This is a genomic window from Streptomyces aureoversilis, from assembly GCF_042657885.1.
In the GTDB taxonomy this organism is placed as follows: Bacteria; Actinomycetota; Actinomycetes; order Streptomycetales; family Streptomycetaceae; genus Streptomyces; species Streptomyces aureoversilis.
Genome location: NZ_JBHSKJ010000003.1, coordinates 318,616 through 333,538, shown reverse-complemented (window position 1 = coordinate 333,538; position 14,923 = coordinate 318,616). Strand labels below are relative to the sequence as shown.

Here is a 14,923-nt window from a genome sequence, read left to right as displayed (position 1 = left end):
GCAGAGGAAGGCTCCCCGGCCATGACCGACGGCCCGACCGCGGTGAGCGTCACCGACCTGGAGATAGGCATACCCGGCGGCCCCGCCCTGCTGGCCAAGACCAGTCTCGGCCTCCGGCGCGGCCGCATCACCGCCCTCACCGGCCCCTCCGGCTCCGGAAAGTCCACCCTGCTGCGCGCCGTCATCGGCGACCTGCCCGACGGCACCCGCGTCTCGTCGGGAACGGTCGAGGTTCTCGGCCACGACGTCTTCGCCCTCTCCGCGGAACGGCTCAGGCACCTGCGGCGCCACCGCGTCGCCTACGTCGGCCAGGACCCCGGCTCCGCCCTCGACCCCCGCATGCGGGTCCGCCGGCTCGTGGCCGAGACGGCCGTGGACCCCTCTCCCCGGGCCGTACGGGACCTGCTCGCCGAGTGCCGCCTGCCGGTCGGCGACGGGCTGCCAGACCGCCGCCCAGGAGCCCTCTCCGGCGGACAGCAGCGCAGGGTGGCCCTGGCCCGCGCCCTCGCCCGCCGCCCCGACGTCCTCCTGCTGGACGAGCCCACCGCAGGACTCGACACCGCCTTGCGCGACGAGATCTCCGACCTCCTGTGCCGGCTCGCCGCCACCAGGCACATCGCGGTCGTCCTCGCCTGCCACGACCCCGGACTCGTCGACCGCTGCGCCGACGACGTCGTCGACCTCGGCACGGCGGCGGCACGCCGGGCGGCGCGACCGGGCGGGCCGGGGAGGGGACCGGCGGCGGATGCGACCTCTGAGACGTCTGCAGGCGCATCGGGGAGCGCGCCGGGGAAGGCGTTCGCAGAGTCGTCGGCGGAGGCTCCCGCGGAGTCGTCCGCAGAGTCGTTGCCCGAGTCGCCCGCAGGGTCGCTGCCGGAGTCGCCCGCAGGGTCGTTGCCGGAGTCGCCCGCAGGGCTGTGGGCGGAGGCTCCCGCGGCGGCGTCGGCAGACGCTGCCGGCAACGCCTCGCGGCATCCTCCCCGTGGCGACGCGCCCGGCTCCCTGCTGGCCGCCCGGGATGTCACCGTGGCGTTCACCCAGCAGGGACGGACGCACCTGGCCCTGGACGGAGCCGGCTTCTCGGCGGCCCCCGGCAGCTCCACCGGCATCATCGGCCCCTCCGGTTCCGGCAAGACCACTTTGCTGCGCGTGCTCGCCGGGCTGCAGCAACCGGACGCCGGCGCCCTCACCTTCGACGGGCGGCCCTTGCCCGCCGGGGCGCGCCGGCGCAGCCGCGCCCAGCAGCGCCGCATCCAGCTGATCCCCCAGAACCCGCTCGGGGCCCTCAACCCGGCCCGCACCGTGGGCGCCACGCTCGCCCGCCCCCTCCGCCTCCACCGGGCCGCGCCGAAGCCGGAGATCGCCGACCGGGTGGCCGGGCTCCTCCACGACGTCGGTCTGCCGGCCGACTTCGCCGGCCGCTACCCGCACGAGCTCTCCGGCGGGCAGCGCCAGCGCGTCTCCATCGCCCGCGCCCTGGCCCCCGGCCCGGACGTGCTGCTGTGCGACGAGGTCACCTCCGCCCTCGACCCCGGCACCGCGGCCGCCGTCATGGACCTCCTCACCCGGCTCAGGACCGAGCGCCGGCTGACGCTCGTCGTCGTGAGCCACGAGCTCCACCTCGTCGCGGCCTGCACCGAGACCGTCCACGTCCTCGAAGCGGGCCGGGTCACCGGGACCGGACCGAGCCGGCACCTGCTCCGGGCGGGCAGCGCACCTCCAATGGCTCAATGACGGGCCCTGTCGCAGGGCCATTGGTACAGTGACCGGCCGGAGACGCCGACCACGAGGAGGGCGCCGGCCCATGGCCGTCGACGCACTGGACGCGAAGATCCTCCGGCTGCTCCTGGAGCAGCCCCGCACGAGCGTGCGCGAGTACGCGCGCGTGCTGGGCGTCGCCCGCGGCACGCTGCAGGCCCGGCTGGACCGGTTGGAGCGCGACGGCGTGATCACGGGCACGGGTCCGCGCCTGTCCGCCGCGGCACTGGGCCACCCCGTGCTGGCGTTCGTGCACATCGAGGTCACCCAGGGACACCTCGACACGGTCGCGGAGGCGCTCGCGGACGTCCCGGAGATCATCGAGGCGTTCTCGATCACCGGCGGCGGCGACCTGATGGCCCGGGTGGTCGCCCGGGACGCGGGGCACCTGGAGGACGTGATCCAGGTGCTGGTGCAGACGCCCGGGGTCGTGCGCACGCGCACGGAGATGGTGCTGCGCGAGCGGGTGCCGTACCGGGTCCTGCCTCTGGTGGACGCGGTGGGGCGCGCCGCCCAGCGGGGTGCGTGAACCGGACCGCCCGCCGCGGCCGGACAACTGACACGCCGCCACGTCCTCCCCCCTGGTTCTCCCTGCCGAGAAAGCGGTGCGATTATCGGCTCGCTCAGCAGTACAAGCGAGACGACTCGCTCATCTCGACACGTGAGAAACAGAGGTATACATGGAGCGATCCGGAAGACCGGTCCGCCGCTGGGGCGCGGCCGCGATCGCATCGGCCGCGGCCGTCGCCGTCGTCCTCCCGGCGACGGGCGCGGAGGCCGCGAGCGGCCCGTCGGTCAGCGCCAAGGGCGCGTTCCTGCTCGACGGCAACCGCAACCGCCAGCTGTGGGGGAAGGACGCCGACACCAAGCGGCAGATGGCCAGCACCACCAAGGTCATGACCGCGGTGACCGTCCTGGACACCAAGGGCGTGGACCTCGACAAGAAGGTCACCGTCAAGCAGTCGTACCGCGACTACGTCGCACGGAACGGCGCCAGCACCGCCGATCTGCGTACGGGCGACAAGATGACCGTACGTCAGCTGCTGTACGGCCTCATGCTGCCGTCGGGCTGTGACGCCGCCTACGCGCTCGCCGACACCTTCGGCAGCGGCAGCAGCGAGGCCGCGCGGACGAAGTCGTTCATCGCCAAGATGAACAAGAAGGCCGCCGACCTGGGGATGAAGAACACCAAGTACGACTCCTTCGACGGCATATCGAGGGCCGGGGCCAACTACACGACCCCGCGCGACTCGGCGCAGCTGGCCCGGCACGCGCTGGGCAACACCACGTTCAAGAGGGTCGTCCGGACGACCGCGACCCGCCAGAAGGCGGCGAACGTCAACCGCACGTACTACTGGGACAACACCAACAAGCTCCTCGGCTCGTACAAGGGCGCGATCGGCATCAAGACCGGCACCGGCACGGCGGCCGGTGCCTGCCTGGTCTTCGCCGCCGAGCGCGACGGCCGCACGGTGGTGGGCGTGATCCTCAACGACGGCGCCAACCGCTACCCGGACGCCGTGAAGATGCTGGACTGGGCCTACCGGACCAAGACCAGCGTGAAGCTCCGGCAGCTGCCCGAGTCGGCGCAGCAGGACTGAACTGACGGCACAGCAGGACTGACGGCGCAGAAGGACCGCTGACGGCCCGGCGGAGCCGTCGTCCTGGTCCCGGCAGACCTCGCGGCAGGGGCGTGGGCGGGGACCGCGGGCCGGATGGTCAGCCGAGGAAGGTCAGCCGCACCTGGCGGTCGGGGTTGTCCCTGTTGGTGTCGACCAGGCACACCGACTGCCAGGTGCCCAGCTCCAGCCGCCCGCCGATGACCGGCAGGGTCGCGTGCGGGGGCACGAGGGCGGGCAGCACGTGGTCGCGCCCGTGGCCGCGGCTGCCGTGGCGGTGGCGCCAGCGGTCGTCCGCCGGCAGCAGGTCCTGGAGGGCGGACAGCAGGTCCTCGTCGCTGCCGGAGCCGGTCTCCAGTACGGCGACGCCGGCCGTCGCGTGCGGGACGAAGACGTTGAGCAGTCCGTCGCGGCCGGCGGCCGCCTCGCGCAGGAAGGCCTCACATTCGTGGGTGAGGTCGTACACCGTCTCCGAGGAGCCGGTGGCGATGTCGAGGACGTGCGTGCGGAAGGTGTCATGGGTGTCTGCCATGGCTCCATTTTCGTACGGGCCCGGGGGAAGACCGGGAGGAGAGGGCCGGGAAGATACGGCCCACCCCTCACGTTAGTAGAATCATGAACAATCTTGTGGTGCGTGAGACCGAGGTCGTGGTGATCGGCGCCGGGCAGGCGGGCCTGGCCGGCGCCTACCACCTGCGTCGCGCGGGATACGAGCCGGACCGGGACTTCGTCGTCCTGGACCACTCCCCGCGCCCGGGCGGAGCCTGGCAGTTCCGCTGGCCGTCGCTCACCTACGCCAAGGTGCACGGGATGCACGCCCTGCCCGGCATGGAGCTGACTGAGGCCGACGGCTCACAGCCCTCGTCGGCGGTGATCGGCGGCTACTTCGCCGACTACGAGCGCGCCTTCGACCTGCGCGTACACCGCCCGGTCGACGTCCGCGCGGTCCGGGAGGGGCAGGACGGACGGCTGGCGGTCGAGAGCTCCGAGGGCCTGTGGTCGGCCCGGGCCCTGATCAACGCGACCGGCACCTGGGACCGCCCCTTCTGGCCCCGCTACCCCGGCCAGGAGACCTTCCGAGGCCGCCAGCTGCACACGGCGCACTACCCCGGACCGCAGGAGTTCGCCGGACAGCGCGTCGTCGTGGTCGGCGGCGGCACCTCCGCGGTGCAGCACCTGCTGGAGATCGCCGAAGTGGCGGCCGGGACGACATGGGTGACGCGCCGGCCCCCGGTCTTCCGCGAGGGCCCGTTCGACCAGGAGTGGGGGCGCGCCGCGGTGGCCCGCGTCGAGGAGCGGGTCCGGCAGGGCCTGCCCCCGCAGAGCGTCGTCTCCGTGACCGGGCTGCCCATGACGGAGGCCATGGAGCGGGCGCGAGCCGCCGGCGTCCTGACCCCGCGGCCCATGTTCGACCGCGTCACCCCCGCCGGCGTGGAGTGGGCCGACGGCACCGCCGTCGACGCCGACGTCATCCTCTGGGCCACCGGCTTCCGGGCCGTCGTCGACCACCTCGCCCCTCTGAAGCTGCGCGAGCCCGGCGGCGGCATCCGCATGGAGGGCACGCGCGCGGCGCGCGACCCCCGCGTGCACCTCGTCGGCTACGGGCCCTCCGCCAGCACCATCGGCGCGAACCGGGCGGGCCGCGCGGCCGTACGCGAGATCCGCGCCCTGCTCGGTTCTTCACAGCCGCGGGTCCGTGCGGCAGTATGAGGCTCCCCGGATGATCACGACGCGAGGAGGGGCCCATGCGCGTGGGGCTGTTCGTGACGTGCGTCAACGACACGCTCTACCCGCGGACCGGCCGGGCGGTCGTCACCCTCCTCGAACGGCTCGGCGTGCAGGTCGACTTCCCCGCCGGACAGAGCTGCTGCGGCCAGCCCTTCTTCAACACCGGTTACCGGCACCGCACCGAACCGCTGCTGCGCCGCTACGCGGCGGCCTTCCGTGACCACGACTACATCGTCACTCCCTCCGGCTCCTGCGCGGCCATGGTCCGCGACAACTACCCCCGGATCGCTGCGAAAGCGGCCGCCGAGGGACGCCCCGGGGCGGTCCCGGAAGCGGTGGCGGAGGCGGCGGCCAGGACCTACGAACTGACGGAGTTCCTGGTCGACGTCCTCAAGGTGACCGACGTCGGCGCCTACTACCCGCACACCGTCACCTACCACCCCACCTGTCACGGGCTGCGGGTCCTGGGACTCGGCGACCGGCCGCGGCGGCTCCTGGAGCGCGTGGAGGGCCTGGACCTGCGCGAGCTGCCGGGCGCGGAGGAGTGCTGCGGCTTCGGCGGGACCTTCGCCGTCAAGAACCCCGCCGTCTCCGCGGCGATGGGCACCGACAAGGCATGCGCCGTCACCTCGACCGGAGCCCGCGCCCTGTGCATGGTCGACAACTCCTGCCTCATGCACATCGGCGGGATCCTCGCCCGCGAGGGATCGACCGTCACCCCCGTGCACATCGCCGAGATCCTGGCCGGCAGCAAGGAGGACGGTGCCGACGGGGCCCCCGCGGGCGGCGGGGCCGGCCGGGGAGCCGCCCGGTGACCGGCACCTACCTGGGGATGCCCTCCTTCCCGCGCGCCGCCGACGCCTCGACCCGTGACCACCGCCTGCGCGCCAACCTCCGGCGCGCCACCCGCACCATCCGCGCCAAACGCGACCGGGCCGTCGCGGAGCTGGACGACTGGGCGCGGCTGCGGGCCGCCGGTGCCGCGGTCAAGGACCGGACCCTGCGCCACCTCGACCACTACCTCCTCCAGCTGGAGGAGTCGGTGACCCGGGCCGGCGGCACGGTCCACTGGGCGGCCGACGCCGCCGAGGCCAATCGCATCGTCACCGGCCTGGTCCTGGCCACCGGCGAACGCGAGGTGGTCAAGGTCAAGTCGATGGCCACGCAGGAGACCGGCCTCAACGGCGCCCTCGTGGCGGCCGGTATCCGGGCGTACGAGACCGACCTCGCCGAACTGATCGTGCAGCTCGGCGACGACCTTCCCTCGCACATCCTGGTGCCCGCCATCCACCGCAACCGCGCCGAGATCCGCGACATCTTCCGCCGGCGGATGGCCGACTGGGGGCTCCCGGCTCCCGCGGGGCTGACCGACCGGCCCGCCGATCTCGCCGAGGCCGCGCGGCTGCACCTGCGGGAGAAGTTCCTGCGGGCCAAGGTTGCCGTCTCCGGGGCCAACTTCGCAGTGGCGGAGACCGGGACGCTGGTCGTGGTCGAGTCCGAGGGCAACGGCCGGATGTGCCTCACGCTCCCGGAGACCCTGATCTCCGTGGTCGGGATCGAGAAGGTCGTGCCCACCTGGCGCGATCTGGAGATCTTCCTCCAGCTGCTGCCGCGCTCGTCGACGGCGGAGCGGATGAACCCGTACACCTCGATGTGGACGGGCACCACCGACGGCGACGGCCCCCGCGCCTTCCACCTGGTGCTGCTCGACAACGGCCGCACCGACACCCTCGCGGACGCGACCGGCCGCCAGGCCCTGCGCTGCATCCGCTGCTCGGCCTGCCTGAACGTCTGCCCCGTGTACGAGCGGGCCGGGGGCCATGCGTACGGATCGCCGTATCCAGGACCCATCGGGGCCGTCCTCACCCCCCAGCTCCGCGGCCTCGCCTCGCCCCTGGAGGAATCGCTCCCGTACGCATCCTCGCTGTGCGGCGCCTGCTTCGAGGCGTGCCCGGTGGCCATCGACATCCCCGAAGTCCTCGTCCACCTGCGGGAGAGGGTCGTGGAAGGGGGCGCGGTGACGCTGCGTGGCACCCGCACCGTCATCAAGCCGGCGAAGCGGCACGCCACCGAGCGCGCCGTGATGCGTGCCGCGGGCTGGGCCTTCGACCACCCCCACGTGCTGCGCCGGGGCCAGCGGCTGCTGGCCCGGACCCGCGGGCTGCACCCCGGGCGGCTACCAGGGCCGGGCCGCGCCTGGTCGGACACGCGCGACCTGCCGGAGGTGCCGCCCGAGTCGTTCCGCGACTGGTGGGCCCGCACCCGCGGCGGCCCCGGCCGGGAAGGAGAGCCGTCATGAGCAACGGACCGGGCACGGAGCCGGGCAGCGAGTCGAGCAGGGAACGGATCCTGGGCCGGGTGCGGCGGGCGCTCGCCGACGTGCCCGCGTCGGAGCAGCCGGGGGATCACCCGGTCGCGCGTGACTACGCCACGCAGCACGGCGAGCGCACGCATGCCGCGACCGTCGGCCTTCTGGCGGAGAACCTGGCGGACTACCGCGCACGCGTCCACCGCACGGAAGCGCCCGGCCTGCCCGCGCTCCTCGCCCGCCTGCTCGCCGAACGCGGCGCGCGCCGGGTGGTCGTACCGCACGCCCTGCCGGACGGCTGGCTCGCCGAGGCCCCGGTCGAGCTCGTCCGCGACTCCCCCGCCCTGACGGCCCGTGAACTGGATGCCACCGACAGCGTGGTGACCGGCTGTGCGCTGGCCATCGCCGAGACCGGAACCGTCGTGCTCGATGCGGGACCGGATCAGGGGAGCCGGCGCATCACCCTCGTGCCGGACCATCACCTCTGTGTGGTGCGGACCGACGACCAGGTGGTCTCCTCCGTGCCGCAGGCCCTCCGGCGGCTGGCCCCGGCACGGCCCCTGACCTGGATCTCGGGACCGTCGGCGACGAGCGACATCGAGCTGGAGCGGGTCGAGGGCGTTCACGGGCCGCGCACCCTGGAGGTGATCCTGGTGGCGGGCGATCCACGCGAGCTGTGAGCTGCTGTTCATGGCCGCGACACTATGCCGGGACCGATGCCCGGTGCGCCGGACTGTCCACAACCCCGGTCATATGAACTGCCCGGCGAAGGGAGCCGAGTTGAAGCCGCCTCTGCACGACGTCACGGTCGTCGCCCTCGAACAGGCCGTGGCCGCGCCCTTCGCCACCCGGCAGCTCGCCGACCTCGGCGCACGCGTCATCAAGATCGAACGGCCGGGGCGCGGGGACTTCGCCCGCGACTACGACCGCAGGACGAAGGGGCTTTCCGCCTATTTCGTGTGGGTCAACCGCGGGAAGGAGAGCGTCGTCCTCGACCTGAAGACCGAGGCCGACCGCGCACTGCTCGACCGCCTCCTCGCCCGCGCCGACGTCTTCGTCCAGAACCTGGGCCCCGGCGCCGCCGGGCGGCTGGGCCTCGGCTGCGACGCGCTGCGCGCCCGGCATCCCCGGCTGATCACCTGCGACGTCTCCGGGTACGGCGCGGAGGGCCCGTACCGCGACAAGAAGGCGTACGACCTGCTCGTGCAGTGCGAGGCCGGGCTGATCTCGCTCACCGGTCACCCTGATGCACCCGCCCGCCCCGGCATCTCCGTCGCCGACATAGCAGGCGGCATGTACGCCTACACGGGCATCCTCACCGCTCTCTACGAGCGCGAACGCACCGGCGAGGGCACGGCGCTGTCCGTCTCCCTCCTCGACGCGCTCGCGGAGTGGATGGGGCAGCCGTACTTCGCCGAGGCCTACGGCGGCGCCCCGCTGACCCGCAGCGGCGCGCGGCACCCGTCCATCTCCCCCTACGGCCACTACCGCTGCGGCGACGGCGGCCAGGTGTTCCTGAGCGTGCAGAACGACCGGGAGTGGGTGGCCCTGTGCGAACGCGTGCTGCGGCAGCCCGCCCTGATCCGGGATCCCCGCTTCGCGGACAATCCCCTGCGCCGGACTCACGACGAAGAGCTCACCGCCGTGATCGAGGGGCACTTCGCCGCCCACACCGCGGACGGTGTGGGGGCCCTGCTCGACGGAGCCGGCATCGCGAACGCCCGGCTGCGGACGGTCGCCGAGTTCACGGACCATCCGCAGCTCGCGGCGCGCGACCGGTGGCGCGAGTTCGGCTCCCCCGCCGGTCCGCTGCGCGGGCTGCTCCCGCCGGTGGAGGTGAGAGGGCGGGAGGCGGCCATGCGAGCAGTGCCGGCGCTTGGCGAACACACCGCCGCCGTCCGTGCGGAGTTCGCCGAGCAGGAGTCCGCTGCTGCGGATGCCTCCGGCCCCGGGGAGGATCAGCGGCCGGCAGGCTGAACGGAGCGGTCGAGCGGGCGCTTCGCCGTCTCCGGCAGGATCACGTAGACGCACGCGGACACCAGGCAGAGCCCCGCCACGTACCAGGGGAACGCCCCCGGGTGACCCGAATCCTTGAACCAGGTGCCGAGGTAGGGGGCCGTGCCGCCGAAGAGCGCCACGGTCAGCGAGTAGGGGAAGCCGATCCCCGCAGCCCGTACGCGTGCGGGGAACACCTCGGCGTTCACGGCGGCCGCGATCGAGGTGTAGCCGGTGAGCAGCACCATGCCGGCGCACTGCACGAGCAGCAGGGAGACGAAGGAGCTGCCGACCGCGTGCAGCAGGGGGACGGCCAGGGCGGCGAACCCCACCGCGAAGCCGATCAGCAGCGGTTTGCGGCCTATGCGGTCGGACAGCAGCCCGCCGAGGGGCTGGAGCGCCGCGAAGAAGGCCAGCGAGATCGTGCCGACGGCGAGCGCGTCGCCCTTGTCGAATCCGGCGTTCATCTGGGCGTAGGTCGGCAGGTAGGTGGTCCAGGTGTAGTAGGCGAGGGTGCCGCCGGCGGTGATGCCGCAGATCAGCAGGGACTCGCGGGGGTGCCGTCGCACGGCTTCGAAGAGCGCCGGCCGCGCGGCCTCCTTCCCCGGTACGTCGTGCGTCTCCTCGGCGCCCTGACGGATCCAGAATCCCGCCAGGCTGATGACCGCGCCGATGAGGAACGGCACGCGCCACCCCCAGTGGCCCATCTGGCCCTCGGTGAGGAGGTGGGCGAGGAGTGCCGCGATGCCCGAGGCGAGGAGCTGGCCGATGGTCGTGGACACGTACTGGAAGCTGGAGAACAACCCCCTGCGGCCCGGGCCCGCGGACTCCACGAGGAACGTCGTGGATGCGGCGAACTCCCCTCCGACCGAAAGCCCCTGGATCAGCCGGGCGATCACCAGGACCACGGGGGCGAGGACTCCGGTGGCGGCGTAGGTCGGGGTGAGCGCGAGCAGCAGACTGCCGGCGCCCATGAGCAGGATGGTGACCGTGAGGGCGGCCCTCCGGCCGCGCCGGTCGGCGACCGCGCCCATGAGCAGGCCGCCGACCGGGCGCATGAAGAAGCCGACCGCGAAGACGGCGAAGGTCGAGAGCAGGGGCACGAGGGAGTTGCCGGAGCCCTTGGGGAATACCTGGTCGGCGAAGTAGACCGCCAGGAACGAATAGGCGTACCAGTCGTACCACTCCGCCGCGTTGCCCACGGACGCCGCGGCGAGCTGGCGCAGTGAGGAACGGGGCGGCGGCGCGGGGACGTTCGCAGCTCGGAGGTCGCCGGTGTCGGTGCCGGTATCGCCGCCGGCGGCCAGGGGCTCGGATCGCTTCATGATCCCTTGGATCCCCCCGACAACACTCCCGCACACCTGTGCGAGGCCTCTCGGTCCGGCGCGGCCTACCCGGTCACGGCATCGGCCGTCGCACGGCCGGCGTCCCTGCGTACGAGCGCGGCGTAGTGCCCGTCCTCCGCGAGGAGTTCCTCGTGGGTGCCCTGTTCCGTGACGCGCCCGCGGTCGAGGACGACGATCCGGTCGGCGTTGCGGACGGTCGACAGGCGGTGGGCGATGGTGATGGTCGTCCGCCCGGCGGAGAGGGCGTCGATGGCCTCCTGGACGGCGTGCTCGGTGCGGGTGTCCAGGGCGCTGGTCGCCTCGTCGAGGATCAGCACCGGCGGGTCGCGCAGGATCGTACGGGCGATGGCCAGGCGCTGCTTCTCACCGCCGGAGAAGCGGTGGCCCCGCTCGCCGACGAGGGTGTCGTACCCGTCGGGGAGGGCGGCGATGTGGTCGTGGATCTGTGCGGCGCGGGCCGCCGATCTGATCTCCTCGTCCGTCGCGTCGGGCTTGGCGAACCGGAGGTTGTCCGCGACGGAGGCGTGGAACAGATAGGTCTCCTGGGAGACCACGCCGACCGCCCGGGCCAGGGTGTCGAAGTCCAGGTCGCGGACGTCGACCCCGTCGAGCAGGACGCGGCCGCCGGTGACGTCGTAGAGGCGGGGCACGAGATAGCTGAGCGTGCTCTTTCCGGAGCCGGTCGGTCCGACGACGGCGAGGCTTCCGCCGGCCGGCACGGTCAGGTCGATCCCGCTGAGCGTGGGGGCCGAGGGCTCGCGCGTGCCCGGGGCGTCGTAGGAGAAGGCGACCTTCTCGAAGCGCACTTCGCCCCGCGCCTTCTCCAGCCGCACCGGCTTCTCGGGCTCGGCGATGTCCACCGGGAGGTCGAGGTATTCGAAGATCCGCTGGAAGAGCGCGAGGGAGGTCTGCATCTGCACGCCCGTGGACAGCAGGCTGACCGCGGGCCGGAACATGCCCTGCTGCAGGGAGACGAAGGCCACCAGGGTGCCGATGGAGATGCCCGGACCGCCGGTCTGCAGGGCGATGCCCGCGGCCCAGTAGATGACGGCGGGCATCGCCGCCATGACGACGCCGATGGTGGACATCCGCCAGCGCCCGGCCATGCTCGCCCGCACTTCGAGGCCGACGAGCCGCTCGGACTCCCTGGTGAAGGCCCGGGTCAGGGAGTCGGCCCGGCCCATGGTGCGGCCGAGGAGGATGCCGCTGACGGAGAGCGACTCGGTGACCATGGCGGCCATGACCGCCATCTGCTTCTGCCGCTGTGAGGTGATCTTCTTGCGCTCGCGGCCGACGCGGCGGCTGATCGCCACGAACACCGGCAGCAGGAGCAGCGAGACGACGGTGAGCCGCCAGTCGAGGGCGAGCATCGCGACCACGGTGGCGACGACGCTGGTGAGGTTCGAGACGAGCGACGTGGCCGTGGAGGTGACGGTGGCCTGCATGCCACCGATGTCGTTGGCGATGCGGGACTGCACCTCGCCGGTGCGGGTGCGCGTGAAGAAGGCGAGCGGCATCCGCTGGAGCCGGTCGTAGACGGCGGCGCGCAGGTCGTGCATGACGCGCTGGCCCACCGTCGTGGAGAGCAGGGTCTGCACGACGCCGAAGACGCTGTTCACGACCGCGGCGGCGATCATCCCGAGCGCGAGGAGACTCAGCAGCCCCGTGCGCCCTTGGGGGATCGCGGTGTCGAGGATCTCGCGCAGCAGGAAGGGCGAGGCGACGGAGACGAGCGAGGAGGCGGCGACGAGCAGGCCGACGAGGGCGAGCCTGCCCCGGTAGGGGCGGAACAGCCGGAGGATGCGCCGCACCTGGGCGGGCTGCTCCGGATCGGCGGGCGGTGGGGTCCAGTTCTCTTCGTCGTGACGCATGGGCTCCTGGTTTTCAGAGGCGGCTGATTTCAGAGGCACGATGACCGGTCATCGAGCTTAGCTCACTGTTACCTAAGCTCACAATGAATGTGGTCCTGATAACCTCTGGTCATGACCGCCCCCGACACGTCCGGACAGCTCGCCGAGCAGTTGCTGCGGCTCACCCGCAGGCTCCACCGGGCCCAGAAGCGCTATCTGGACCCGGTCGGGATCACCCCTGCCCAGTCACGGCTGCTGCGCACCGTCGCGCACTACGACCACCCGCCGCGGATGGCGGATCTCGCGCAGCGCCTGGAGGTCGTGCCGCGGGCCGTGACCACCCTCGTCGACGCCCTGGAGGCGGGCGGCTCGGTGCGCCGGGTGCCGGACCCGTCCAACCGGCGGGTCATCCGCATCGAGCTGACCGACGAGGGACGCAGGATCCTGAGGAAGCTCAGGGAGGCCCGGCGGGCGGCCGTGGAGGACGTCCTCGCGCCCCTCTCGGCGGAGCAGCGCAGCCGGCTCGGCAGCCTGCTGGACGAACTGATGGCGGGACCGGGCCCCGCCTGCTGAAGGCGCGGCCCGGCACGCTCCCGCCGGAAGGGTCAGCAGGAGCGCCTGTCCTCCGTCAGCTCTCCCTGGGCCGTGGCCAGGGTCCGGTCGTAGCAGGCCCCCGGACCGAGGAGGCGGTAGCGCTCACGCGAGACGCCGGTGGCGTGCCGCTGGTCCCTCGGGACGTTCTGGTTGTACGCCGCGTCGCCGGTGTAGGTGTCGTCCATCAGCGACCACCCGAGCCTCTTGCCGGCGCGCAGGGTGACGCTGTCGGAGCGGTCGCCCATCCTCATCACGGTCCGCAGGCGGTCGCCCGCGCCGATGCTGATCTCGCCGTCCATGCTGTAGACCCGGTGGGCACGGGTCGTCGTGGCGGGTCCGCGGCCGGCCACCTTCACGCTCTCGTCGTCGGTCCAGCGGGCCTGGAGGGCGTCCTTCGACTCGCCGTCGGTCCAGCTGTGGGTGGACGCGGCGGCGACCTCGCGGGAGACGGTGGTGGTCACCCTTCCGTGCGAGGTGTCGACGTAGCCGGAGACCGTCAGGGAGTGCCCGCCGTCGGCCTTCAGCCGGTGTTCCTTGCCCGGTTCGTAGGCGACCGTGCCGGCGGGTGCACCCGTCTCGTGCGCGGTGAGGGCCCCGGTGACCCGAGCGGCCCCGGCGTCCTGCCAGACCAGGATGTTGGTCGGCGTGCTCCAGCCGCTCTGCCCCTCCGGCACGCCGGCGACCGAGATCGTGATCCGGTGCGCCTTCCCGTCGTTGAGCTGCCCCGCGAAGGGCGTCAGGTCGTACTCCACCGGCCGGACGTCGAAGGCCCGCGGTCCCGGAATGACGTACCACAGGAAGGGGTTGGACCAGCCGCCCGTCCATACGGTGGGGAAGGGTGCGGCGATCCCGGCGAGTTTGCCGTCCACGGAGACCCGGACCTCGCGGTACGGGCCGTCCTTGGCCTTGCACGAGTACGGCGCCGCGTCCGGCACGGTCAGGTACCAGAACTCCTCGCAGCCACCGCCCGACCCGGTCGCGTACACCTCGGCCACGATCCGCTCGCTGTTGCGCGGAGTGGTCAACAGCCCCTCATAGGACGTACCTGTGGTGTGCGCACCGTCCAGGGTGAGCACCTTGTCCGGCGTATGCGCCGCCCCGGCCCGCCCCTCGGCGGCGTAGAAGGTCAGCGTCGCCTTGACCTTGATGACGCCCGTGTAGGTCTCGTTCACCAGGTTGCCGATGAGCATCTCGACGGGCTGCTTGTCCCGGAAGGCGGCCGAGTAGCGGGTGACGTCCTTCTCGACGTGCCAGGTGATGCCCTCGGGCGAGGGCTCCGGGGTGGAGGTGCGCAGGATCTCCACGCCGCCGACCTGCAGATAGCCCAGGCGGTCGTACTGCCGTCCGGCGACGGCTCCGTCGAGCCGCAGGACGACCTTGTTCCAGCGGTCACCGCAGCCCTTGGGCGGCAGGTAGGTGCTCTTGTAGGGCGTGTAGTCGCGGAACTCGGTGTCGGCGACCGTGACCGTGCAGGCCTTGGTGCCGGGCGTGGCCACCGGCGGGCCGGCGGTGATCGGGTCGTGCCAGTCGGTGCCGAACTCGGTCGGCGGGCCCGCGGCCACGGCGGGGCCCATGCCCAGCACCAGACCGGTGGTCGCGGCGCACAGCGTGAGCAGCAGTCGTCTCATGGGGCAGGAGTGAAGCGGTTCGCACTCCAGTGCGCCAGAGCCCCTTTGGCCTGATCTGCCGCCGGAGTGTGAAAACCGGTTGAATGCTGCACTCCAG

At 72.7% G+C, this 14,923-nt stretch carries 13 protein-coding genes; 9 read left to right on the top strand and 4 right to left on the bottom strand.

Going from position 1 to position 14,923, the window contains the following annotated elements:
• Window positions 1–21: 21 nt before the first annotated feature.
• From ACFPP6_RS07015 to ACFPP6_RS07005, 3 genes are all read left to right on the top strand, one after another.
• Window positions 22–1,734: an ABC transporter ATP-binding protein gene (locus tag ACFPP6_RS07015; protein WP_382038269.1), complete on the top strand. Its 1,713-nt coding sequence runs from the start codon at window positions 22–24 to the stop codon at window positions 1,732–1,734.
• Between the two features lie 70 nt (window positions 1,735–1,804).
• Window positions 1,805–2,287, top strand: coding sequence for an Lrp/AsnC family transcriptional regulator (locus ACFPP6_RS07010; RefSeq protein WP_382038268.1), 483 nt, complete (start codon window positions 1,805–1,807; stop codon window positions 2,285–2,287).
• A 151-nt stretch (window positions 2,288–2,438) separates the two neighbouring features.
• Window positions 2,439–3,359 carry a D-alanyl-D-alanine carboxypeptidase family protein gene (locus ACFPP6_RS07005; protein WP_382038266.1) on the top strand — a complete coding sequence of 307 codons (921 nt, stop codon included), beginning with the start codon at window positions 2,439–2,441 and terminating at the stop codon, window positions 3,357–3,359.
• Between the two features lie 118 nt (window positions 3,360–3,477).
• Here ACFPP6_RS07005 and ACFPP6_RS07000 read toward each other — a convergent pair whose 3' ends face one another.
• Window positions 3,478–3,909, bottom strand: coding sequence for a secondary thiamine-phosphate synthase enzyme YjbQ (locus tag ACFPP6_RS07000; RefSeq protein WP_382038264.1), 432 nt, complete (start codon window positions 3,907–3,909; stop codon window positions 3,478–3,480).
• Window positions 3,910–3,992: 83 nt separating this feature from the next.
• On the opposite strand from ACFPP6_RS07000, the gene ACFPP6_RS06995 reads away from it, so the two are divergent.
• The 5 genes from ACFPP6_RS06995 (at window position 3,993) to ACFPP6_RS06975 (ending at window position 9,390) form a co-directional block, all read left to right on the top strand.
• Window positions 3,993–5,087: an NAD(P)-binding domain-containing protein gene (locus ACFPP6_RS06995; protein WP_382038263.1), complete on the top strand. Its 1,095-nt coding sequence runs from the start codon at window positions 3,993–3,995 to the stop codon at window positions 5,085–5,087.
• Window positions 5,088–5,122: 35 nt separating this feature from the next.
• Window positions 5,123–5,920 carry a (Fe-S)-binding protein gene (locus ACFPP6_RS06990; RefSeq protein WP_382038262.1) on the top strand — a complete coding sequence of 266 codons (798 nt, stop codon included), beginning with the start codon at window positions 5,123–5,125 and terminating at the stop codon, window positions 5,918–5,920.
• A complete protein-coding gene (locus ACFPP6_RS06985) occupies window positions 5,917–7,404 on the top strand; it encodes a lactate utilization protein B (RefSeq protein ID WP_382038260.1) in 1,488 nt (495 codons plus the stop codon). The genes ACFPP6_RS06990 and ACFPP6_RS06985 overlap by 4 nt, the downstream gene beginning before the upstream one ends.
• Window positions 7,401–8,093 carry a LutC/YkgG family protein gene (locus ACFPP6_RS06980; RefSeq protein WP_382038258.1) on the top strand — a complete coding sequence of 231 codons (693 nt, stop codon included), beginning with the start codon at window positions 7,401–7,403 and terminating at the stop codon, window positions 8,091–8,093. Before ACFPP6_RS06985 ends, ACFPP6_RS06980 begins: the two co-directional genes overlap by 4 nt.
• 100 nt (window positions 8,094–8,193) lie before the next feature.
• Window positions 8,194–9,390: a CaiB/BaiF CoA transferase family protein gene (locus ACFPP6_RS06975; RefSeq protein ID WP_382038257.1), complete on the top strand. Its 1,197-nt coding sequence runs from the start codon at window positions 8,194–8,196 to the stop codon at window positions 9,388–9,390.
• Here ACFPP6_RS06975 and ACFPP6_RS06970 read toward each other — a convergent pair.
• The gene (locus ACFPP6_RS06970; RefSeq protein ID WP_382038255.1) at window positions 9,372–10,733 is read right to left on the bottom strand and encodes an MFS transporter; all 1,362 of its coding nucleotides are present in this window, start codon (window positions 10,731–10,733) and stop codon (window positions 9,372–9,374) included. The genes ACFPP6_RS06975 and ACFPP6_RS06970 overlap by 19 nt on opposite strands.
• A gap of 65 nt (window positions 10,734–10,798) precedes the next feature.
• Complete coding sequence (locus ACFPP6_RS06965) at window positions 10,799–12,625, bottom strand: ABC transporter ATP-binding protein (protein ID WP_382038253.1); 1,827 nt, start codon at window positions 12,623–12,625, stop codon at window positions 10,799–10,801.
• A 111-nt stretch (window positions 12,626–12,736) separates the two neighbouring features.
• Here ACFPP6_RS06965 and ACFPP6_RS06960 point away from each other — a divergent pair, with 111 nt between their 5' ends.
• Window positions 12,737–13,177 carry a MarR family winged helix-turn-helix transcriptional regulator gene (locus tag ACFPP6_RS06960; RefSeq protein WP_058042811.1) on the top strand — a complete coding sequence of 147 codons (441 nt, stop codon included), beginning with the start codon at window positions 12,737–12,739 and terminating at the stop codon, window positions 13,175–13,177.
• Between the two features lie 32 nt (window positions 13,178–13,209).
• Here the strand turns inward: ACFPP6_RS06960 and ACFPP6_RS06955 are convergent, their stop codons facing one another.
• The gene (locus ACFPP6_RS06955; RefSeq protein WP_382038251.1) at window positions 13,210–14,826 is read right to left on the bottom strand and encodes a peptide-N4-asparagine amidase; all 1,617 of its coding nucleotides are present in this window, start codon (window positions 14,824–14,826) and stop codon (window positions 13,210–13,212) included.
• Window positions 14,827–14,923: the final 97 nt, after the last annotated feature.